Source organism: Arthrobacter phoenicis (genome assembly GCF_047238215.1).
Taxonomy (GTDB): domain Bacteria; phylum Actinomycetota; class Actinomycetes; order Actinomycetales; family Micrococcaceae; genus Arthrobacter.
In genome coordinates this window covers 356,669-377,037 of sequence record NZ_JBDFMK010000001.1, presented here as the reverse complement: position 1 = coordinate 377,037, position 20,369 = coordinate 356,669, and the positions used below count along the sequence as shown (strand labels likewise).

The following is a 20,369-nucleotide window of genomic DNA, read 5'->3' as shown; positions in this document are numbered from 1 at the left end:
CCGCACGGCCCCGCCGTCACCCGCGGAACCGACCGGCGTGCAGCACCGCCCGTGAGGAAACCTTCCAGGACCCACGGACCCCACCCGCCGCTCCGCCGAGGAGCCCGCCCGTCCGCGGCACCGCCGCCGCAGGACAGCCAGGAGGCACGGATGACCCCACATCGTCAGCCCAGCGCGAATTCCGCACCGCACCGCACCGATCAGCATTATTCTGAAATGGCAGACCCTTCAAAGGAGACCATGACCAGTCAGCCCAACACCGGACCCGATTCAGCAGCCCAGGACATGAGTCCTGCCGAGATCCAGGCTGTGATCGACCGGATTCTTTCCAAGGATTCCCCCGCCAAGGACACCGGCGCCGCCGACGCGGACACCGCCGAACCCCGCGCGGTCCTGGGCCGGGCCCAGGCCATCTCCGGCCTGGCCACCGAGCACGGCAGCTACGACGGCGACCAGCAGGACCTCGAAGAGCGCCGTGCCCTGCGCCGCACCGCCGGGCTGTCCACCGAACTCGAAGACGTCACCGAGGTCGAGTACCGGCAGCTCCGACTGGAGCGCGTGGTGCTGGCCGGCCTCTGGTCCGAGGGGACCCTGGCCGACGCCGAGAACTCCCTCCGCGAACTCGCCGCGCTGGCCGAGACGGCCGGCTCCGAGGTGCTCGACGGGCTGGTCCAGCGCCGGGCAAAGCCGGACCCGGGAACCTTCCTGGGCTCGGGCAAGGCCCAGGAGCTCAAGGACATCGTGATGTCCACCGGCGCGGACACCGTTGTGGTCGACGCCGAACTGGCGCCCTCCCAGCGGCGTGCGCTCGAGGATATCGTCAAGGTCAAGGTGATCGACCGGACCGCGCTGATCCTGGACATCTTCGCCCAGCACGCCAAGAGCCGCGAGGGCAAGGCCCAGGTGGAACTGGCCCAGCTCGAGTACCTGCTTCCCCGCCTCCGCGGCTGGGGCGAGTCGATGTCCCGCCAGGCCGGTGGCCAGGTGGGCGGCGCCGGCGCCGGCATGGGCTCCCGTGGCCCCGGTGAGACGAAGATCGAACTGGACCGCCGGCGGATCCGCACCCGGATGGCCAAGCTGCGCCGCGAAATCGCGGCCATGAAGCCGGCGCGTGAGACCAAGCGGGCCAACCGCCGTCGTAACGCCGTCCCGTCCGTCGCGATCGCCGGCTACACCAACGCCGGGAAGTCCTCGCTGCTGAACCGGCTGACCGACGCCGGCGTGCTGGTGGAGAACGCCCTGTTCGCCACCCTGGACCCCACCGTGCGCAAGGCCGAGACCTCCGACGGCCTGGGTTACACCCTGGCCGACACCGTGGGCTTCGTCCGCTCGCTGCCCACGCAGCTGGTGGAGGCGTTCCGGTCCACCCTGGAGGAGGTCGCCGACTCGGATCTGATCCTGCACGTGGTGGACGTCTCGCACCCGGACCCCGAGGGCCAGATCGCGGCCGTCCGGTCCGTCTTCAGCGAGGTCGACGCCCGCAAGGTGCCCGAGATCATCGTCCTGAACAAGGCCGACGCCGCGGACCCGTTCGTGGTGGAGCGCCTGAAGCAGCGCGAACCGCGCCACGTGGTGGTCTCCGCCCGCACCGGCGAGGGCATCCCCGAGCTGCTGCGGGCCGTCAGCGAAGGCATCCCGCGGCCCAGCGTGAAGCTGGAACTGATGATCCCGTACAGCCGCGGCGACGTGCTCAGCAAGCTGCACGAGACCGAGGCGGAGATCGTCAGCCTGGACCACGAGGAGACCGGCACGCGCGCCGTCGTCATGGTGCGCGAAGGCCTGGCGGCCGAGCTGGATCCCTTCATCCGCAATGACTGAACCGGCCGTGGCGGAAGCGGACAGCGACGCACGCCCGGCCCCCAGCGGCGCCACCGGCGAGGAGCTCGTGATCGAGCTCCTCGACCGGGCGGTCGCCGCGATGGGCGGGCAGAGCCGTGACGGCCAGCACGAAATGGCCCGCCAGGTGGCCCGCGCCATCGACACAGGCGACCACCTGCTGGTCCAGGCCGGCACCGGCACCGGAAAGTCCCTGGCGTACCTGGTCCCGCTGATCGCCCACTCGCTGGACAGCGACAAGCCCACCCTGGTCTCCACGGCCACCCTGGCCCTGCAGACCCAGATCGTCGGCCGGGACCTGCCGCGACTGCTCAAGGCCATCACCCCTGCCCTGAAGCGGCCCGTCAAGATCGCCCTGGTCAAGGGCCGGTCCAACTACGTGTGCCGGCACAAGCTCGAGGGTGGGTTCCCGTCCGAGGAACCCGCCGAGGGCCAGCTCTTCTCCCTGGGTGAGGACACCTCGGTCCCGCACTTCGCCGCCGCCATGGGCGGCCCCTCCTCGCAGCTGGGCCGGGAAGTGGTCCGGCTCCGGGAATGGGCCGAGGACACGGCCACCGGCGACCGCGACGAACTGCTCCCCGGCGTGACCGACCGCGCCTGGCGGCAGGTGTCCGTCACCGCCATGGAATGCCTCGGCGCGCAGAAGTGCCCGTCGGCCGCCGAATGCTTCAGCGAACTGGCGCGCCAGGACGCGGCGGACGCCGACGTCGTGGTCACCAACCACGCCATGTTGGCCGTGAGCGCCTTCGAGGGCCTGGCCGTGCTGCCCGAATACGACGTCGTCGTCGTGGACGAGGCGCACGAACTCCAGGACCGGGTCACCGGGGCCGTCTCCGGCCAGCTCTCCGTGGCCATGGTCCACGCCGCCGCCTCGGGCGCCCGCAAGCACACCGGCATCACCGTGGACGCGCTGAACAACGCCGCCGCGAACCTTGAGCTCGCCGTTGCGGGGGTGCCCGGCGGACTGATGCCCAATGGCCTGAACAGCGAACAGCTCGACTGCGTGGACCAGCTCCGGGACGCCTGCCGTGCGGCGCTCTCCGACTCCAAGGGAGACGGCTCCACCACGGCCGACGGCGGCCGGCAGCTGGCGCGCTCCCGGCTGATGGTGATCCTGGAGCTCTGCGAACGCCTGCTCGCGGCCCGCGAGAACCGCGAGGTGGTGTGGTTCTCGCGGCAGAGCACCTTCGACCCGCAGCAGGGCTACTCGCAGCCGGATGATTCGGCGCCCGTGCTGATCAACATCGCCCCGCTCAGCGTGGCCGGGCGGCTGCGGGAGGGCCTGTTCGCGGACCACACCGTGGTGCTGACCTCGGCCACCCTCGCCATCGGCTCGGCCTTCGAACCGGCCGCGGGGGGCCTGGGCCTGGTGGGCCCCGGCGCCCCGAGCTGGACCGGCGTCGACGTCGGGTCGCCGTTCGAATACCCCAAACAGGGCATCCTCTACGTCGCCAAGCACCTGCCCAAACCGGGCCGGGGGACCGCGCCCGAGGCCCTGGACGAGCTCGAGAAGCTGATCCGCGCCTCCGGCGGCGGCGCGCTCTGCCTCTTCTCCTCCCGGCGCGCCGCGGAGGAGGCCGCCGACGCGCTCCGGCCGCGGCTGGGCCTGAGCATCCTCTGCCAGGGCGAATCCACCATGACCGCGCTGGTCAAGCAGTTCGCGGACGAACCGGACACCTGCCTCTTCGGCACCATGTCCCTGTGGCAGGGCGTTGACGTGCCCGGCAACTCCTGCCGGCTGGTGGTGATCGACCGGATCCCGTTCCCGCGGCCGGACGATCCGCTGATGACGGCCCGCTCCCGGGCCGTGGCGCAGGCCGGGGGCAATGGCTTCATGAGCGTCTCGGCCACGCACGCGGCGATCCGGCTGGCGCAGGGCGCGGGCCGGCTGATCCGTTCGACGTCGGACCGCGGCGTGGTGGCGGTGCTGGACTCACGGCTGTCCACCGAGCGTTACGGCGGCTTCCTCCGGGCCGCGCTGCCGCCGTTCTGGGCCACCACGGACCCGGCGGTGGCCGTGGCGTCGCTGGAGCGGCTCGCGAAAGAGGCCGCGCAGGGGTCGTAGGCCCCCGGGGCAGGGACGTTTTGGCGGGGGTTGGCGGCGCTCACGCCTCGGCGTTCGGCCGGGGCGTGGGGCCTCAGGTCCGGGCGTTCAGCGCGTTCAGCCGGTCCCTGGCCGGCGGCGTTGCCCGCGCTACAGGGAGCGGAGGACCGAGACGACCTTGCCCATGATGACGGCGTGGTCGCCCAGGATCGGTTCGTACTGGGTGTTCTGCGGCAGCAGCCAGGTGTGGCCGTCGCGCTGCCGGAACGTCTTGACTGTGGCTTCGTCATCGAGGAGGGCGGCCACGATGTCGCCATTGACGGCGTCGTTCTGCCGGCGAACCACCACCCAGTCCCCGTCGCAGATCGCGGCGTCGATCATGGAATCGCCCGCGACCTTGAGCATGAACAGCTCACCGTGGCCCACGAGCTGGCGCGGCAGGGGGAGGACGTCCTCCACCACCTGGTCGGCCAGGATCGGGCCACCGGCGGCGATCCGGCCCACAAACGGGACCATCGCCGTGTCCGTGGCGCTGGCCAGTTCCGACACCGCGAGTCCGCCGACGGCCTTCAGCCCGCGGGGCTGTTCGACGCCGGAAATCGGGGTGGACCCCTCGTCCAGGGTCAGCGGCATCAGGACTTCCATGGCGCGGGGACGCTTGGGGTCCCGGCGCAGGTAGCCCAGCTTCTCCAGCTGGGAGAGCTGGTGGGTCACACTGGAGAGGCTGGCCAGCCCCACCGTGTCCCCGATCTCGCGCATTGACGGCGGATAGCCGTTGTCCGTCACGGACCGCTGGATGGTTTCGAGGATCTTCTTCTGACGGACGGTGAGGCTCTTGGGCGCCCGGGCAGGCTGGGCGCCGCGCCGGGTTGCCCTCCCGCCGGTGGCTTGTGCTGCCATGGTCGCCGTGCCTTCCGTTCGTGGTGCGGATCCGTGGCCAGCGGACCGAGTGAAGCGGCCCGATTGCTGCGAATCCTAAAAATGTCAGTGCCTGCCGTTTGACTGCTCTTGATCACCGCTGGCGGGTGTTCGACAGGTTTCAGACTGCAGGTGCGGAGTGCGGGTCCCTCGAGGGACCGGTTCCGTGCTTCAAAAATAGGTCAGCCGTCGGTGTTTTTCAAACATTTGTTCTAGCGAGTCTCGACAGAGTTCGTTCATAGGTGCTAAAAAGAGAACAGCAAGATTCGAAGATGTGTTCGAAGATTGCGAGTGGAGAACCACGGCCGGTTTCGGCTTTGTGTTCGAAGCGAATGATGGTTCAGCCGGTTGGCGGCAGGTACGAGGAGTACGCCGGGCGGCAACGACAAGTCCAGGAGGGCTCAGTTCATGTCAGCAAGAAGCGCTTTCGCCGGTTCGCAGTTTTCCGACGCCGGAAGGCCGGCACTGTATCTCGTGCCGGATACTGCCACGGCCTTCTCCGGGGCGGTGGCTCCGTTCGCTGCCCCGGCCGACGCTTACGCGACCGCCGGGAGCGCGTCAGCTGTACGCCGGGCCCACTCTTCGGCCCAGGCTCCCTTGCGGCTGACCCGGCGGGGACGCTTCGTCTTCTTCGGACTGCCCCTGATCCTGCTCGCGGCCCTGCTGCTGTCCCTGGCCGGCTTCCTGACCGCCCCGGCGAAGGCCGCCGACTCCCCGGCATCGCTGGCGACCACCCCGACGGTCACCGTGACCGTGCAGCCTGGGGAGTCCCTGTGGACCATCGCCGGCACCGTCGACCCGAAACGGGATCCGCGGGACGTGGTCGCCGAGATCGTGCAGCTGAACAACCTCGACGCCGCACCGGTCCTGCCCGGCCAGCAGCTCTTCGTTCCGACCCCCTGAGCTGAATCCCCCGGGACGGAGCGTCCGCCGACCTCGCGATGGCCATTCGCCGGCCGCGGGATGGGCCATCGTTGGTCACGGTTTCGGGCCAGACAGTCCTCTCACTTAAACTGGGGACGTGACTGACCAGCTTGAGCGACTCAACCGACTTCCCCTCCGGACCAATCTGCGGGGCCTGCGCCCCTACGGTGCTCCCCAGCTGGACGTTCCGATTCTCCTGAACGTCAACGAGAACACCCATGGTGTCCCCGCCGACGTGCGGGCAGCGATCGCGGAGGCCGTCACCGAGGCGGCTGCCGGGCTCAACCGCTATCCGGACCGGGAGTTCACCGAACTCCGCGGGGCGCTGGCCGAATACCTTGGCCACGGGCTGGACGCCACGAACATCTGGGCCGCCAACGGTTCCAATGAGGTGCTGCAGCAGATTCTCCAGGCCTTCGGCGGTCCGGGCCGCAACGCCCTCGGTTTCCCTCCCACGTACTCCATGTACCCGCTGCTCGCTGCCGGAACGGACACCGGCTACGTCGCCGGCGTCCGCGGCGAGGACTACAGCCTGACCGCCGAGTCCGCCGCCCGGCAGGTCCGCGAGCTGCAGCCGAACATCGTCTTCCTCTGCTCGCCCAACAACCCCACCGGCACGGGCCTTGGCCTTGATGTCGTCGAAGCCGTCTACGAGGCGGGGGAGGCCAGCCAGGCCATCATCATCGTCGACGAGGCGTACCACGAGTTCGCCCACGAGGGCACCCCGAGCGCCCTGACCCTGCTGCCGGGCCGGGAACGGCTGATCGTCTCCCGCACCATGAGCAAGGCCTTCGCCCTCGCCGGTGCCCGGATCGGCTATATGGCCGCGGCGCCCGAGGTCACCGACGCGCTGCGCCTGGTGCGCCTGCCGTACCATCTCTCCGCCATCACCCAGGCCACCGCCCTCGCCGCCCTCCGGCACCGCGAGGCGCTGATGGCCGACGTCGAGGACATCAAGCGGCAGCGCGACCGGATCGTCACCGAGCTGACCCGAATGGGCCTTACCCCGGCGTCGTCGGACTCGAACTACGTCTTCTTCGGCGGGCTCACGGACCCGCACCGGGTCTGGCAGGAACTACTCGACGCCGGCGTTCTGGTCCGCGACGTCGGCATCCCCGGCCATCTCCGGGTCACCGCCGGAACCGAGGCGGAGACCACCGCCTTCCTGGAGGCCCTCGAACGGATCCTCACCGCCCACCGCGGCTGAGCCCGCGTCCACCCCCACCTTCCGCACCGCCGGGTCAGCCCCGCCGGCCCCGCGCGACCGCCCCTGCGACCGCCGGGCGTCCCGGGCGTGCCGGGCCCTAGACTTGATCCAGGACCCGCGCGCCGCCGTCACAGGCCGGGCGACCGCCACCTAGCCAAAAGGACACCCATATGAGCACCACCGGATCAGCCGCTGCCCGGGCCCGGACCGCCCGCCTGGAACGGACCACCAGCGAATCCTCCGTCCTGGTCGAGATCGACCTGGACGGCACCGGCGTCTCGGACATCAGCACCTCGGTGCCGTTCTACGACCACATGCTGACCGCCCTGAGCAAGCACTCGCTGATCGATATGACCGTCAAGGCCACCGGTGACACCCACATCGACGTGCACCACACCGTCGAAGATGTCGCCATCACCTTCGGCGAGGTCCTCAAGACCGCACTGGGCACCAAGGCCGGGATCCGCCGCTTCGGCGAGGCCACCGTGCCCCTCGACGAGGCCCTCGCACACGCCGTCGTGGACGTCTCCGGCCGTCCCTACCTGGTCCACGCCGGCGAACCCGCCGGGCAGGAATACCACCTGATCGGCGGCCACTTCACCGGCTCGCTGACCCGCCACGTCTTCGAGGCCATCACGCTGCACGCCGGAATCTGCCTGCACATGAACGTCACCGCCGGCCGCGACCCGCACCACATCGTCGAGGCCCAGTTCAAGGCGTTCGCCCGGGCGCTCCGTGCCGCCGTCGAGCCGGACCCCCGCGTCGAGGGCATTCCCTCCACCAAGGGTGCACTGTGACCGGGAAGGTGCTGCGCGACGGCGCCATCATCGATCCGGAGGCCGGCCGCAAGCCCGCCTCCCCGGAGGGCAAGCCCACCGTCACCGTCCTGGACTACGGCTCCGGCAACGTCCGCTCCGCCGTGCGCGCCCTCGAGCGCGCCGGCGCCGAGGTCATCCTCAGCTCCAAGCCCGAGGACGTCCTCAACGCCGACGGCCTGGTGGTCCCCGGCGTCGGCGCCTTCGAAACCGTCATGAACGAACTGAAGGCCGTCGATGCCATCCGGATGATCGGCCGCCGCGTCGCCGGCGGCCGGCCGGTGCTGGCCATCTGCGTCGGCCTCCAGGTCCTCTTCGAGGCCGGCGTGGAGCACGGCACGGTCGCCGAAGGCATGGGGGAGTGGCCAGGCAAGGTCGAGCTGCTGCCCGCCGACGTCGTCCCGCACATGGGCTGGAACACCGTCGACGTGCCGGAGGGCTCGCTGCTGTTCGACGGGGTGGAGAAGGAACGCTTCTACTTCGTGCACTCCTACGGCGTCCAGCACTGGGACTTCGACGTGATCCAGCCGCGGATGGCAGCACCGCTGGTGACCTGGTCCGAACACGGCGCCCCGTTCATCGCGGCGGTGGAGAACGGCCCGCTCTGCGCCACCCAGTTCCACCCGGAGAAGTCCGGGGACGCGGGCGCCCGCCTGCTGCGCAACTGGGTCGGGAGCCTGCGCCCCGCCCGCAACGCCGGCACAGGCACCACTGCGGAAGCCCCGGCTACCCCGGAAGCGACCGCCTGAATGTGGTCCCTGGTACTGATGGGCCTCGCCGGGCTGCTGGTGGGCGGAGCGCTCTCCTTCCGCCAGCAGAAGAGCCCGCTCTGGGTCCAGATCGTCTTCTACATCCTGGCCGGCATGTCCCTGCTGGCCGCCTACCTGCTGACCCTGCCCGGCGCCTGACGCCCCGCGCCGCCCCCGCCACCTACCTTGTGAGGACTTCACGATGACCACCGAAAACCCGCTGCCGATCCTGGAACTGCTCCCCGCCGTCGATGTTGTCAATGGCCAGGCCGTGCGCCTGGTCCAGGGCGAGGCCGGCAGCGAAACAAGCTACGGCACCCCCCTGGAAGCGGCCCTGAACTGGCAGGAACAGGGCGCCGAGTGGGTCCACCTGGTGGACCTGGACGCTGCCTTCGGCCGCGGTTCGAACGCGGAGCTGCTGCGCGAGGTGGTCGGACGGCTGGACATCAAGGTGGAACTCTCCGGTGGCCTGCGCGATGACGAATCCCTCGAACGCGCCCTGGACCTCGGCGTCGGCCGCGTCAACCTCGGCACCGCCGCGCTGGAGAACCCGGAGTGGACCGACCGGGTGATCGAACGCTTCGGCGACAAGATCGCCGTCGGCCTCGACGTGCGCGGCACCACCCTCGCCGGCCGCGGCTGGACCAAGGAGGGCGGCGACCTCTGGGAAGTCCTCGGCCGCCTCGAAGAAGCCGGCTGCGCCCGCTACGTGGTCACCGACGTCACGAAGGACGGCACCCTGCAGGGCCCCAACGTGGAACTGCTGCGCCAGATGGTCGAGAAGACCGGCAAGCCCGTCGTCGCCTCCGGCGGCATCTCCAGCCTCGAGGACCTCAAGGTCCTCCGCTCCCTTGTCCCGCTCGGGGTCGAAGGCGCGATCATTGGCAAGGCGCTCTACAACGGCAACTTCACGCTGCCCGAGGCCCTCGACGTCGCCGGCCGCCGCTAGGCCGGTCCCTTCATGCCGCAGGAACCAGTGCCGCAGGAACCCCAGCCCGGCCACCGCGCCCTCCCCGGCCACATCGCCGCCGCCCTCGCCGGCGCCGGGGGAGCGACGGACTCCGCCGGGCAGCCCTGGGCAGGACGCAGCCTGGCCGGCGACGGAGCGACCATCCATAACTTCGAGGACGACGACGGCGCGGCCGACGCCGGCTACCTCGCCGCCGTCGCGGCCCTCGCGGCAGGCACCGGGGACGAAGCCGGTGTCGTCGCGGCCCTCGCCACGGCCCGGGTCTTCGTGCCGATCGTCGCCAGCCTCGCGGAGGAGGGCGACGCCGTGGCCGGGGCCCACGGGACCGAGCTGCACGGGGACAAGCAGGCCGACATGGCGCTGGTGACCCTCAAGGCGCCGGACGGCCGCACCGCCCTGCCGGTCTTCACCTCCGCGGAGAACCTCACCGCCTGGCACCCCGAGGCCCGCCCGGTGGCCGTCTACGCCGCCCGCGCCGCGCTCTCCGCCGTCGCCGAGCATGCCGAACTGCTGGTCCTGGACCCCGGCTCGGCCGCCACGTTCGTGGTGCGCCGCCCGGCCGTATGGGCGCTGGCCAAGCAGCACGGCTGGGTCCCCAGCTACCGGGACCAGACGGTGGCCGACGCCGTCGTCGCCTCCGCGGCCGGGGTAAGGGCGCTGCGCCGGGTCGAACTGCGCCCCGGCGGGGGAGTGGCCTCGGCGCAGGCCGACGGGACGCAGCTGCCCGGCGGCGGTGCCGGGCCGGAACTGCGCGTGGTGCTGTACCTTGAAGATGGGCTCAGTGCCGCCGAGGTGCAATCCCTGGTGGCCGGCCTGAACGAGGACTGGGCCCGGAATGAAGCTTTCGCCGAGCGGGTTGACTCGATCGAAATCAAGCTGCAGCGCGCAGCACCCTGACCGGGCGGCCCGCCTCTCCCGCGGTGCCGGTCACGGGCCGCGCCACCGAGAGAAATGCAAGGCAAAGGAACGCCGTCCCGTGAACTTCGCGCTTTACCGTGAGCTGCTGGCAGTGCGGCCCATCAGGAACCTACTGATTGTCGGGATGGTGGCCCGCATCCCGCACTCGGCCGCGGGCGTGCTCCTGACCCTGCACATCGTCCTCACCCTGGGCCAGGGCTACGCCGCGGCCGGGACCGCCGCCGCCGTCATGACCATCGGCATCGCCGTCGGCGCCCCGTGGCGCGGCCGCCGGGTGGACACCGTGGGCCTGCGCCGGGCACTGATCCCGTCCGTCCTCTCGGAGACGGTGATCTGGACCATCGCCCCGCACGTCAGCTACCAGTTGCTGTTGCCCCTGGTGTTCGTCGGCGGCCTCTTGACCCTGCCGATCTTCAGCGTGGTCCGGCAGTCCCTGGGCATCCTGGCCACCGGGGACCAGCGCCGCACCGCGTTCGCCCTGGACGCCATTAGCACCGAACTGGTCTTCATGATCGGTCCGGCCGCCGGCGCGATCGTCGCCACCGCCGGCTACTCCGTGCTGGGCCTCGGCATCGTGGGCGTTGCCACCTCACTCTCCGGGCTCTTCCTGATGTGGATGAACCCGCCCACGCGGTCCGTCGCCACCGACGCCGAGCCCGAGGCCGCCTTCGAGGCGGATCAGCAGCAGGGCGCCGAGGCCGCCGTCGTCGCGGCCGCCCCCGCGCACCTGCAGGAGGCAGCGGCGGAACTGGCTCCCCTCGCCGCCGCCGAGCACCGCCGTCAGGATCGGCTGGGACTGCGGCACAAGGTGCGGCACAACTTCGCCTGGTTCACTGCCTCGGTCGCCGCAGTCTTCGCCGTCGCCGCCGGCTCCGGCATGGTCCTCAGCGGCACCGACGTCGGCATCGTCGCCGCCTTGCAGACCGGCGGCCACCAGGCCGAGATCGGCATCGTCTTTCTGTTCTGGTGCGCCGCCTCGGTGATCGGCGGCGTGGTCTACCATGCACCGGCCCGTTTCCCCGGTGCTCCTGCTGCTCGGCATGTCCGCCCTGACCCTGCCGATGGCGTTCGCCCACGACACCTGGGCCCTGGCGTTCCTGTCCCTGCTGCCGGGCGTGCTCTGCGCCCCGGTACTCTCGGCCGCCTCGGAGAAGGTGGCCGACCTGGTTGACGAGGAACGACGTGGCGAGGCGATGGGCTGGTACGGCTCGGCCCTGACCGGCGGTGTGGCGCTCGGCGCTCCGCTGGCCGGGCTCTTCATCGACGGCGTGGGCGCCGGGGCGGGCTTCGTCTCGGTCGGCGCGGCCGGGGTGCTGCTCTGCCTCGTGGGTCTGGTGCTCCAGCGGCGGCGCAGGCGCCGGCTCGCCGCCGCCTGACGAGGGCCCAGTGCCTCCCGGCCTTAACGACGACGGCGGGCGGACCGCACTGGTCCGCCTGCCGTCGTCGTTACCGCCGTGTAATTGTGGTCAGTTGACCGCGCCGGTGTACTTCTCGCCCGGGCCCTTGCCGGGAGCGTCCGGAATGACGGACTCCTCGCGGAAGGCCAGCTGCAGGGAGCGCAGGCCGTCGCGCAACGGTCCGGCGTGCTGGGAGCCGATCTCCGGCGCCGCCGCGGTGACCAGGCCCGCCAGTGCGGTGATGAGCTTGCGGGCCTCGTCGAGGTCCTTGAGTTCTTCGGCATTGTCCTCGGCGGCGAGGCCGAGCTTCACGGCGGCGGCACTCATCAGGTGCACGGCGGCGGTGGTGATGACCTCGATCGCGGGGACCTCGGAAATGTCGCGGATCTGCTGGGAGACGTCCGCCTGCTCGCCCGCCGGCTGGAAGACGTGCGAATTACGTTCTGGTGTACTCATGCTGGTAAGCTTGTCACAGACCGACTGGATGTCGTTATTTTGCCGGAATCGCACAGATTCCAGTGAAGACGGCGTCCAGTTTGCAAGCGGAGATCTCTCCCACCCGCGTCAGCCGCGCGAATTCCTTCGGGAGTCAAGGTTGCCGGGTACCTGGTCGGGCGCTTGACCCACGCACTGCGTGCCGGACAAGCGCATGTTGCCCCACAGGGCGGCAGTTCCGATCTTCGAGGCCTTCGATTGCTACCGGCAATGGGAGGCCTTCTTCTTTTGCCGGAGAAGTACCCCCCCCGATCACAGGAGCTTTAACATTAGCGAGCCAAGAATCAATGAGCGTATCCGCGTCCCCGAGGTGCGGCTGGTCGGCCCTGCAGGTGAACAGGTAGGAGTCGTCCGTATTGAGGATGCCCTGCGTCTGGCTGCCGAGGCTGATCTGGATCTCGTTGAAGTTGCACCGCAGGCCAAGCCTCCGGTGTGCAAGCTGATGGACTTCGGCAAGTACAAGTACGAAGCCGCCGTCAAGGCACGCGAGGCCCGGAAGAATCAGACCAACACGGTCCTGAAGGAAATCCGTTTCCGCCTCAAGATCGACAAGCACGACTACGAGACCAAGCGTGGACACGCGCTGCGGTTCCTCGGCGCCGGCGACAAGGTCAAGGCCATGATCCAGTTCCGCGGCCGTGAGCAGCAGCGCCCCGAGATGGGCATCCGTCTGCTGCAGCGTTTCGCCGAGGACGTCGCCGAGGTGGGCGTGGTGGAATCCAGCCCCCGCATCGACGGCCGCAACATGGTCATGGTGGTCGGCCCGCTCAAGAACAAGGCCGAAGCCAAGGCGGAAGCCCGCCGCGCCACCCAGCGCGCCGAGGCTAAGGCCGAGAATGAAGCCAAGGCGGCGCGGGTCAACACCAACGGCGGCGAAGCCCCCCTGACGCAGTCCCTCGCGGACCTGCTGCCGGAGGGCTACCAGGTCCGGACCGAGGCTGCGGAACCCGAAGAGGCACCCGCTGCCGAGGCGCCGGCCACCGAGGCCCCCAAGGCTGAGGCTGCCACGGAAGCCGCTCCGAAGGCCGAAGCCCCCAAGGCTGAGACCCCGAAGGCTGCGGCTCCGAAGACGGAAGCTCCGAAGGCTGAAGCTCCCAAGGCTGCGGCTCCGAAGACGGAAGCCCCGAAGGCGGAAGCTCCCAAGGCCGCGGCTCCGAAGGCACCCGCTCCGAAGGCTGCGGCACCCAAGGCTCCGGCCGCGAAGCCGGCCGCCGAGGCATCCGCCGCGAAGCCCGCTCCGAAGCCTGTTGCCACGCCCAAGCCGGTAGCACGGCCCGCGGCTCCCAAGCCGGCGGCACGGCCCGCGGCCCCCAAGGCCGCGCCGAAGCCTGGCAGCAAGAAGACCAACTGATTCACGGCCGCCGGACCGCAAGGTCCGGTGGCAGTCAACCAGCACGCCGCCCCGAGGGGCGGCTGCCCGAAAGACTGCAGACCCGTTCTGCGGATACGTAAGGAGATCGGTTCCCATGCCGAAGATGAAGACCCACAGCGGTGCTAAGAAGCGCTTCAAGCTGACCGGTAGCGGCAAGCTGCGCCGCCAGCAGGCCAATCGCCGCCACTACCTCGAGCACAAGTCCTCCAGGCTGACCCGCCGCCTCGCCGGCGACAAGATCGTCTTCAAGGGCGACGCCAAGGTCATCCGGAAGATGCTCGGCATCTAAGTTCCAAGTACCCGGACCGATTGCCGCCGGCAACGGTCCACCTACCACTAAGGCTTCTCAGGCCAGCCGGGATTTCCGGCAGTAGACGCTTGGGATCAGATTTTGAAGGAGTACGCACGTGGCACGTGTGAAGAGGGCGGTAAACGCCCACAAGAAGCGCCGGGTTGTTCTTGAACGCGCAAAGGGTTACCGCGGTCAGCGTTCGCGCTTGTACCGCAAGGCCAAGGAACAGCTGCTGCACTCGTTCGTGTACAGCTACGGCGACCGCAAGAAGAAGAAGGGCGACTTCCGCCGCCTGTGGATCCAGCGCATCAACGCTGCATCCCGCGCCAACGGCCTGACCTACAACCGCCTGATCCAGGGCTTGAAGGCCGCTGAGGTCGAGGTTGACCGCCGCATGCTGGCCGAGCTGGCCGTCTCCGACGCCACCGCCTTCGCCGCGCTGGTCCAGGTCGCCAAGGACTCGCTGCCCGCCGACACCTCCGCGCCGGCCGTGCAGGCCGAGGCTGCCGCCGCCCCCAAGGCTGCGAAGAAGCCGGCTGCCAAGAAGACCGCCGCCGAGAAGGCTGCCAAGTAGTACCGGAGCTCCGCTCCGAGCCTCGCGGCTCAGTTCAGGAACCGCTCTTCGGAGCAACTAAGGTTCTTATATGAACGAAACCGGGCGCCCGCACGCTGAACCACTGTCCAATCCCCGAGCCGATCGGGTCAGGAAGGTGGCGCAGCTTGCCGGGCGCCCGGCGCGTTTAAAGCGCCGGGAGTTCCTGGCCGAAGGCCCGCAGGCGGTCCGCGAGGCCCTGACCCTGCACCAGCAGCGGCTCGCCGACGGCAGGGACGGCGTCGTCCTTGAGGTCTACGCCAGCGAGGACTGCCTGGACCGGCACCCGGAACTCGAAACCCTCGCGGAGGGCACCCGGGCGTTCCTCGCCACAGATGAGGTCCTCGCGGCCATGGCGGACACGGTCACCCCGCAGGGCATCCTGGCCGTCTGCCGCTTCCTCGACGTCGAACTGGCCGACGTCCTCGATGCCGGACCCCGCCTCCTGGCCGTCCTGTGCGAGGTCCGGGACCCCGGCAACGCCGGTACTGTGCTTCGTGCCGCCGACGCCGCCGGAGCGGACGCCGTCATTCTCAGCTCCTCCAGCGTGGACATTTACAACCCCAAGGCGGTGCGGTCCACCGCGGGCTCGATCTTCCACCTCCCTGTGGTCCTCGGCGCAGACATCGCCGAGACCGTCGCAGCCTGCACGGCACGCGGCATCGGAGTCCTCGCAGCGGATGGCTACGGACAGCTGAACCTGGACCGGCTGCAGGACGAGAGCGCCGCCCGGCGGCTCGGCGGCGCGGACACGGGATCGGACTACGACCTGGCCCACCCCACCGCCTGGCTGTTCGGCAACGAGGCCCAGGGCCTGTCCGAGGAGCAACTGGCGCTGGCCGGCCATCGGGTAGCGGTGCCTGTCTACGGGTCGGCGGAGAGCCTCAACCTCGGGACCGCCGCCACCGTCTGCCTGTACGCGAGTGCGCGCTCCCAGCGCGCCGCCGGCTGACGGAACTTTTCTTCCTCCAACGACGCGAACAAACGACGGCGGGGGCCCACCGTGTGGTGGGCCCCCGCCGTCGTTTGGTGTCCCGCGGGGCTCGGCGGCCCGGGCGGGGGATAAGAGTTACGTAGTCCGGTTCCGACCGGTGATGGCGCCGTAGATTCCGGCGACGACGAGGCCGCCGACGATGGCCAGGATCCAGGAGCCGAGGTTCCAGAATTCCATCTTGCCGCCACCGAAGAGCAGGTCGCCGATCCAGCCGCCGACAATGGCACCAACCACACCGAGAACGAGGCTGGTGACCCAGCCGCCGCCAACCCGGCCAGGCATGATTGCCTTAACGATTGCACCTACAATGAGTCCGAGAATGATCCAGCCTAGAAAGCCCATGTCTCCTCCTACATATTCGTCGGCATTCACCTTAGGAATCCCGATTATGGCTTCAAGCTAACACACGGCCCACGGCCTGTCAGCAGTCCCACCCCCAATCGTTATGTGCCCTCCTTGGCCCCGCCAGCACGCGGAAACGGGGCCCCTGCCGGTACGGGTGATCATCTGGTCCGGGGACTCAAAAACGCCCGGCGGCACCGATCATTTGTCTAAAGGAGAACGTCCCGTGGCTGCTAATGGCGGTACCAAGGCGATTGTGGCGGCGCTGACCGCCAACCTCACGATCGCCGTCCTCAAATTCGTCGCCTTCCTCCTGACGATGTCCTCGTCCATGCTGGCGGAGGCGATCCACTCCGTCGCGGACTCCGGCAACCAGCTCCTGCTGCTCCTGGGCGGGAAGCGCGCCGCCAAGCAGGCCAGCCCGGAGCACCCCTTCGGCTACGGCCGGGAACGCTACGTCTACGCCTTCATCGTCGCCATCGTGCTCTTCAGCGTCGGCGGCCTGTTCGCGCTGTACGAGGCGTGGGGCAAGCTGCAGCACCCGCACGGCATCGAGGGCGGGTTCTGGTGGGTTCCGCTGGCCGTCCTCCTCGGCGCCATCATCGCGGAGTCGTTCTCCTTCCGCACGGCCATCCGCGAGTCCAACCCCCTGCGCGGCAACCAGAGCTGGGTCCGGTTCATCCGCAACGCCAAGCAGCCCGAGCTGCCCGTGATCCTGCTGGAAGACTTCGGCGCGCTGCTCGGCTTGTTCTTCGCCCTCCTGGGGGTGGGGCTGACCCTCATCACCGGCAACGGCATCTGGGACGCCCTGGGCACCGGCATGATCGGCCTGCTGCTGGTGTCGATCGCCGCGGTACTGGCCATCGAAACCAAGTCGCTGCTGCTGGGCGAGTCGGCCACAAAGGGGGACGTCGCGAAGATCCGCGGCGCGATCGAGTCAGACGGCACCGGCATCATCCACCTCAAGACCATGCACCTGGGACCCGAGGAACTCCTGGTCGCGGCGAAGATCAGCGTCGGCGCGGCCGACTCCGGCCGTGAGATTGCCGCCGCGATCGACGCCGCCGAGGCCCGGATCCGCGAAGCGGTCCCCACCGCCCGGTTGATTTACCTGGAACCGGACCTGCAGCGCGGCGCGGCCGTCTAGGCCGCGCCGCACCACGGAATCACCGGTCAACCCGGAGGCAGCGGGGCCGGACTGCGGTCGCGGTTACCGGACCAACGGCCTCCGGCGTTCCACGGCCCCGCTGAGGACGGCGACGCCGAGGCCCAGCAAGGCCAGCACCGCACCGACCAGGGCAGGGGCCACATAGCCCCAGCCCCAGGCGATGACCAGGCCGCCGAGGAAGGCCCCGAGGGCGTTGGCCACGTTCAGGGCGGCGTGGTTCAGCGAGGAGGCCAGCGACGGCGCATCGGGGGAGGCGTCCAGCAAACGGGTCTGCAGGGCCGGGACCAGCATGGAACCCGCGCCGCCGACGACGAAGACCATCAGGTACGCGGACCACGGCCAGTGCACCGCCACGGCGTACACCACGAGGGCCACGGCGACGCCGGGGAGTACCCAGTAGATGGTGCCCATGACGGACTTGTCGGCGATGCGGCCGCCGACGATGTTGCCCACCACCATGCCGACACCGTAGAGCGCGACGACCAGGGGCAGCCATTCGGCGGGGATCCCGGCGACGTCGGTCATGGTGTGGGCGATATAGGTGTAGGTCGCGAAGAAGCCGCCGAAGCCGACGACGCCGATCAGCACCGCCAGCCAGACCTGCAGGCGCTTGAGGGATGCGAGTTCCCGGCGGATGCTCGCGTCAGCGTGGGGTGCCTGGTACGGGACGAACTTCCACAGCATGGCCATGGTGGCGATTCCGATGATGCCGACCAGGAGGAACAGCAGCCGCCAGCCGAAGTTCTGGCCCAGCCAGGTGCCGAACGGGACGCCGATGACATTGGAGACTGTCAGGCCGGCCATCACCATCGAGATGGCCCAGCCGCGGCGGGTGGGCGCCACCAGCGAGGAGGCGATCACCGCGGCGACGCCGAAGAACGCGCCGTGCGGCAGGCCGGCCGCGAAGCGGGACACCAGCATGGTGCCGTAATCGGGGGCGATGACCGAGCTGAGGTTCGCGAGGCTGAAGAACATCATCAGGCCCAGGGCCAGGTACTTGCGGGGGAGCTTCGCGCCGACGGCGGCGAGCAGCGGGGCGCCGACCACGACGCCGAGCGCGTAGGCGGAGATCAGGTGTCCGGCCTCCGGGGTGCTGATGCCCAGACCGTGCTCGACCTCCTTGAGCAGGCCCATCATCGTGAATTCCGTGGTGCCGATGCCGAAGCCGCCCATGGCCAGCGAAATGATGGCGAGAGTTAGGTTGTAGGAGCCGGCCCGGTGTGTGGTGGGGGCGTCGTTAGTTAAAGTCATCCATCTGCTTTTCGCTCAGTGAGTGGTCAGTGCCCGGCCGTGGCCGTGGATCAGGGGTCTGCGCTCAGTTCCGTGAGTGCCAACGCGTGGCGGGCGGCCCGCTATTCCGGATCCGGACTGCGCGGCCGTTCCATTCTCTCCCGGGGCGGGGGTGCGGCGGGACCTAGACTGGGGTCGTGACTGAACTCATCAACGTCGTCGGCGGTGCGATCGTCGATTCCCTGGCCCGGCCGCGGACCCTGCTGGTGGCGCGGCGGACCGCGCCGCCCCGTTTCGCGGGCATGTGGGAGTTTCCCGGCGGCAAGGTGGACCCGGGGGAGACGTCGGAGCAGGCGCTGCACCGGGAACTGTCCGAGGAACTCGGTGTCCGGGTGGTACTGGGCCCGGAACTGACCACACACGGGCCGGAGGGCTGGCCGTTGAACCCGACGGCGGTGATGCGGGTCTGGTTCGCCGAACTCGACGGCGGGACCCCTCAGCCGCTGCAGGACCACGACGAGCTGTTGTGGGTACCCCTGACCAACCCGGAGCAGGTGCTGGCCCTGCCTTGGATCCCCGCGGACCTGCCGATCGTCGAGGCTCTGCTCGCGGCCGTCGCCGCGCAGGCCTCAACCAGCTAGCCGCGACCCGCTGGCCTCAACCCGCTAGCCGCGACCCACTGGCCTCAACCCGCTAGCCGCGACCCGCTGGCCTCAACCCGCTGGCCTCAACCCGCTAGGCCCAACTCGCCAAGCCCAACTCGCCGGACCCACCCCGCCGGCCCCCTCCCGGACGCAGGCCTACACCGGCAACCGGGCCTCAGAACAGTGTGGGCTGGGCGGCCACCGGTTCGGTGGCCGACTCTCCGGTATCGGAGTGCCCTCCGCTGCCGCTGCCCGCGGTGCCCCGTCCGTGCCTGATGCGCGCCGAGCCCGGCAGGCTGCCCGCCGGGTACCGGGCCTCTTCATCGCGCGGGTCCTGGTCAATGTCCTCGTGACTGAAGCCCGTGGAGCCAATGAAACCGTGGCGGGCCTTGAAGAAGCGGACCCGGCCGGCCAGCCATGCGCGGTATTCCTTGGACGCGTAGGACCCGCCGCCGTACAGCCGGCGGTACTTTCCGGCGAGCTGGGGGTGCTCCCTGGCAATCCACTGCATGAACCATTCCCGGGTCCCGGGCTTGAGGTACAGGGCGCCGGCGCTGACTCCCGTGGCCCCGGCCGCCGCCAGCGAACCGAAAAGGGAGTCAAGGGCCTCATCCGAGTCGGAGAGCCACGGCAGGATCGGCATCGCCATCACGCCGCAGGGCAGGCCGGCCTCGCGCAGCCGGGAGATCAGCTTCAGCCGGGCCCGAGGGCCGGGCGTTCCGGGTTCCACCGCCTCGGACAACTGCTCGTCCGTCATGGCCAGGGAAATACCCACGCCCACGGGTACCTGGGTGGCCGCGTGCTTCAGCAGCGGGATGTCGCGGGCAAGCAGGGTGCCCTTGGTGAGGATGGAGAGGGGCGTGCCGGAGTCGGCAAGGGCGCGGATGATGCCGGGCATCAACTGATAGCGGCCCTCGGCGCGCTGGTAGGGGTCCGTGTTGGTGCCCAAGGCCACCTGGTGCCGTTGCCATGAGGGTTTCGCCAGCTCACGTCGCAGCACCTCCGCGGCGTTGACCTTGACCACCACCTGGCTGTCGAAGTCCGGGCCGGCGTCGAAGTCGAGATAAGTGTGGGTCTTCCGCGCGAAGCAGTAGACACAGGCGTGGCTGCAGCCGCGGTAGGGGTTGATGGTCCATTCGAAGGGCATCCGGGAACCGGCGGCCACCTTGTTGAGCACCGATTTGGCGGTGACCTCGTGGAAGGTGACCCCGGCGAACTCCGGGGTGGTGACGGAGCGGACCAGGCCCGCCAGCGGCAGCAGCGCCGGTGCGGGCAGCGCGGAGGGGGACCGGTCAGCCGTCACGGACGTCCCGGCCGGGCTGGAGCCCGCACCACTCGGGGAAGTGACGGCTTCCTTGCCGTCGGTCCTCCCATCGAGCCCATCAGGGAGGAGCGGAGCCGTGTGCCCGTCAAGGGTCTGTGACCCGGACGGCCGGCGGCCGGTCGCTTGTGGATTGAGTGC

At 69.7% G+C, this 20,369-nt stretch carries 20 protein-coding genes and 1 pseudogene; 16 read left to right on the top strand and 5 right to left on the bottom strand.

Features of this window, described 5'->3' with window-relative positions:
• Positions 1-240 precede the first annotated feature (240 nt).
• Both hflX and ABC337_RS01705 read left to right on the top strand, forming a co-directional pair.
• Positions 241-1,818 (top strand): GTPase HflX, encoded by a 1,578-nt coding sequence (gene hflX, locus ABC337_RS01710; RefSeq protein WP_412882617.1) that lies wholly within the window; start codon positions 241-243, stop codon positions 1,816-1,818.
• Positions 1,811-3,901, top strand: coding sequence for an ATP-dependent DNA helicase (locus ABC337_RS01705; protein WP_412882618.1), 2,091 nt, complete (start codon positions 1,811-1,813; stop codon positions 3,899-3,901). Before hflX ends, ABC337_RS01705 begins: the two co-directional genes overlap by 8 nt.
• A gap of 129 nt (positions 3,902-4,030) precedes the next feature.
• Here ABC337_RS01705 and lexA read toward each other — a convergent pair whose 3' ends face one another.
• Positions 4,031-4,780 carry a transcriptional repressor LexA gene (gene lexA / locus ABC337_RS01700; protein WP_290258299.1) on the bottom strand — a complete coding sequence of 250 codons (750 nt, stop codon included), beginning with the start codon at positions 4,778-4,780 and terminating at the stop codon, positions 4,031-4,033.
• 615 nt (positions 4,781-5,395) lie between these two features.
• On the opposite strand from lexA, the gene ABC337_RS01695 reads away from it, so the two are divergent.
• The 8 genes and pseudogenes from ABC337_RS01695 to ABC337_RS01660 all read left to right on the top strand — a co-directional run bounded on the left by ABC337_RS01695 (position 5,396) and on the right by ABC337_RS01660 (position 11,757).
• A complete protein-coding gene (locus ABC337_RS01695; protein WP_290258573.1) occupies positions 5,396-5,701 on the top strand; it encodes a LysM peptidoglycan-binding domain-containing protein in 306 nt (101 codons plus the stop codon).
• Between the two features lie 118 nt (positions 5,702-5,819).
• On the top strand, positions 5,820-6,929 hold the full coding sequence (locus ABC337_RS01690; protein ID WP_412882619.1) for a histidinol-phosphate transaminase: 1,110 nt from the start codon (positions 5,820-5,822) through the stop codon (positions 6,927-6,929).
• Positions 6,930-7,099: 170 nt separating this feature from the next.
• Positions 7,100-7,726 (top strand): imidazoleglycerol-phosphate dehydratase HisB, encoded by a 627-nt coding sequence (hisB, locus tag ABC337_RS01685; protein ID WP_290258297.1) that lies wholly within the window; start codon positions 7,100-7,102, stop codon positions 7,724-7,726.
• Positions 7,723-8,493, top strand: a complete 771-nt coding sequence (hisH, locus tag ABC337_RS01680; RefSeq protein ID WP_377973428.1) for an imidazole glycerol phosphate synthase subunit HisH — start codon at positions 7,723-7,725, stop codon at positions 8,491-8,493. Before hisB ends, hisH begins: the two co-directional genes overlap by 4 nt.
• Positions 8,494-8,652: a hypothetical protein gene (locus ABC337_RS01675; protein WP_290258295.1), complete on the top strand. Its 159-nt coding sequence runs from the start codon at positions 8,494-8,496 to the stop codon at positions 8,650-8,652.
• Positions 8,653-8,695: 43 nt separating this feature from the next.
• A complete protein-coding gene (priA, locus tag ABC337_RS01670) occupies positions 8,696-9,442 on the top strand; it encodes a bifunctional 1-(5-phosphoribosyl)-5-((5-phosphoribosylamino)methylideneamino)imidazole-4-carboxamide isomerase/phosphoribosylanthranilate isomerase PriA (protein ID WP_290258294.1) in 747 nt (248 codons plus the stop codon).
• Positions 9,443-9,454: 12 nt separating this feature from the next.
• Complete coding sequence (locus ABC337_RS01665) at positions 9,455-10,360, top strand: SseB family protein (protein WP_400159466.1); 906 nt, start codon at positions 9,455-9,457, stop codon at positions 10,358-10,360.
• A gap of 79 nt (positions 10,361-10,439) precedes the next feature.
• Positions 10,440-11,757 (top strand): annotated as a pseudogene (locus ABC337_RS01660) (MFS transporter).
• Positions 11,758-11,847: 90 nt separating this feature from the next.
• Here ABC337_RS01660 and ABC337_RS01655 read toward each other — a convergent pair.
• Positions 11,848-12,234, bottom strand: coding sequence for a DUF1844 domain-containing protein (locus ABC337_RS01655; protein ID WP_290258291.1), 387 nt, complete (start codon positions 12,232-12,234; stop codon positions 11,848-11,850).
• Positions 12,235-12,583: 349 nt separating this feature from the next.
• On the opposite strand from ABC337_RS01655, the gene infC reads away from it, so the two are divergent.
• The 4 genes from infC (at position 12,584) to ABC337_RS01635 (ending at position 15,481) form a co-directional block, all read left to right on the top strand.
• The gene (gene infC / locus ABC337_RS01650; RefSeq protein ID WP_412882620.1) at positions 12,584-13,624 is read left to right on the top strand and encodes a translation initiation factor IF-3; all 1,041 of its coding nucleotides are present in this window, start codon (positions 12,584-12,586) and stop codon (positions 13,622-13,624) included.
• Between the two features lie 115 nt (positions 13,625-13,739).
• Positions 13,740-13,934, top strand: coding sequence for a 50S ribosomal protein L35 (rpmI, locus tag ABC337_RS01645; RefSeq protein WP_009358635.1), 195 nt, complete (start codon positions 13,740-13,742; stop codon positions 13,932-13,934).
• 118 nt (positions 13,935-14,052) lie between these two features.
• Complete coding sequence (rplT, locus tag ABC337_RS01640) at positions 14,053-14,511, top strand: 50S ribosomal protein L20 (protein WP_290258288.1); 459 nt, start codon at positions 14,053-14,055, stop codon at positions 14,509-14,511.
• A 70-nt stretch (positions 14,512-14,581) separates the two neighbouring features.
• Entirely contained in the window at positions 14,582-15,481 is a 900-nt protein-coding gene (locus ABC337_RS01635; protein WP_412882621.1) for a TrmH family RNA methyltransferase, read from the top strand.
• A gap of 117 nt (positions 15,482-15,598) precedes the next feature.
• Here the strand turns inward: ABC337_RS01635 and ABC337_RS01630 are convergent, their stop codons facing one another.
• On the bottom strand, positions 15,599-15,865 hold the full coding sequence (locus tag ABC337_RS01630; protein WP_056740672.1) for a GlsB/YeaQ/YmgE family stress response membrane protein: 267 nt from the start codon (positions 15,863-15,865) through the stop codon (positions 15,599-15,601).
• A gap of 226 nt (positions 15,866-16,091) precedes the next feature.
• Here ABC337_RS01630 and ABC337_RS01625 point away from each other — a divergent pair, with 226 nt between their 5' ends.
• Complete coding sequence (locus ABC337_RS01625; protein WP_412882622.1) at positions 16,092-17,012, top strand: cation diffusion facilitator family transporter; 921 nt, start codon at positions 16,092-16,094, stop codon at positions 17,010-17,012.
• Between the two features lie 63 nt (positions 17,013-17,075).
• Here ABC337_RS01625 and ABC337_RS01620 read toward each other — a convergent pair whose 3' ends face one another.
• Positions 17,076-18,284: an MFS transporter gene (locus ABC337_RS01620; RefSeq protein WP_412882623.1), complete on the bottom strand. Its 1,209-nt coding sequence runs from the start codon at positions 18,282-18,284 to the stop codon at positions 17,076-17,078.
• 176 nt (positions 18,285-18,460) lie between these two features.
• On the opposite strand from ABC337_RS01620, the gene ABC337_RS01615 reads away from it, so the two are divergent.
• Positions 18,461-18,904 (top strand): (deoxy)nucleoside triphosphate pyrophosphohydrolase, encoded by a 444-nt coding sequence (locus tag ABC337_RS01615; RefSeq protein ID WP_412882624.1) that lies wholly within the window; start codon positions 18,461-18,463, stop codon positions 18,902-18,904.
• 178 nt (positions 18,905-19,082) lie between these two features.
• On the opposite strand, the gene ABC337_RS01610 is transcribed toward ABC337_RS01615, so the two are convergent.
• Positions 19,083-20,210 (bottom strand): Rv2578c family radical SAM protein, encoded by a 1,128-nt coding sequence (locus ABC337_RS01610; protein ID WP_412882625.1) that lies wholly within the window; start codon positions 20,208-20,210, stop codon positions 19,083-19,085.
• Positions 20,211-20,369: the final 159 nt, after the last annotated feature.

Bases quoted from the DNA above. Each gene is read 5' to 3' on its own strand.
- priA (WP_290258294.1), top strand. From the start codon at position 8,696: ATGACCACCGAAAACCCGCTGCCGATCCTGGAACTGCTCCCCGCCGTC.
- ABC337_RS01665 (WP_400159466.1), top strand. From the start codon at position 9,455: ATGCCGCAGGAACCAGTGCCGCAGGAACCCCAGCCCGGCCACCGCGCC.
- rpmI (WP_009358635.1), top strand. From the start codon at position 13,740: ATGCCGAAGATGAAGACCCACAGCGGTGCTAAGAAGCGCTTCAAGCTG.
- ABC337_RS01675 (WP_290258295.1), top strand. From the start codon at position 8,494: ATGTGGTCCCTGGTACTGATGGGCCTCGCCGGGCTGCTGGTGGGCGGA.
- ABC337_RS01630 (WP_056740672.1), bottom strand. From the start codon at position 15,865: ATGGGCTTTCTAGGCTGGATCATTCTCGGACTCATTGTAGGTGCAATC.
- ABC337_RS01655 (WP_290258291.1), bottom strand. From the start codon at position 12,234: ATGAGTACACCAGAACGTAATTCGCACGTCTTCCAGCCGGCGGGCGAG.
- lexA (WP_290258299.1), bottom strand. From the start codon at position 4,780: ATGGCAGCACAAGCCACCGGCGGGAGGGCAACCCGGCGCGGCGCCCAG.
- ABC337_RS01705 (WP_412882618.1), top strand. From the start codon at position 1,811: ATGACTGAACCGGCCGTGGCGGAAGCGGACAGCGACGCACGCCCGGCC.
- hisB (WP_290258297.1), top strand. From the start codon at position 7,100: ATGAGCACCACCGGATCAGCCGCTGCCCGGGCCCGGACCGCCCGCCTG.
- ABC337_RS01620 (WP_412882623.1), bottom strand. From the start codon at position 18,284: ATGACTTTAACTAACGACGCCCCCACCACACACCGGGCCGGCTCCTAC.
- ABC337_RS01635 (WP_412882621.1), top strand. From the start codon at position 14,582: ATGAACGAAACCGGGCGCCCGCACGCTGAACCACTGTCCAATCCCCGA.
- hflX (WP_412882617.1), top strand. From the start codon at position 241: ATGACCAGTCAGCCCAACACCGGACCCGATTCAGCAGCCCAGGACATG.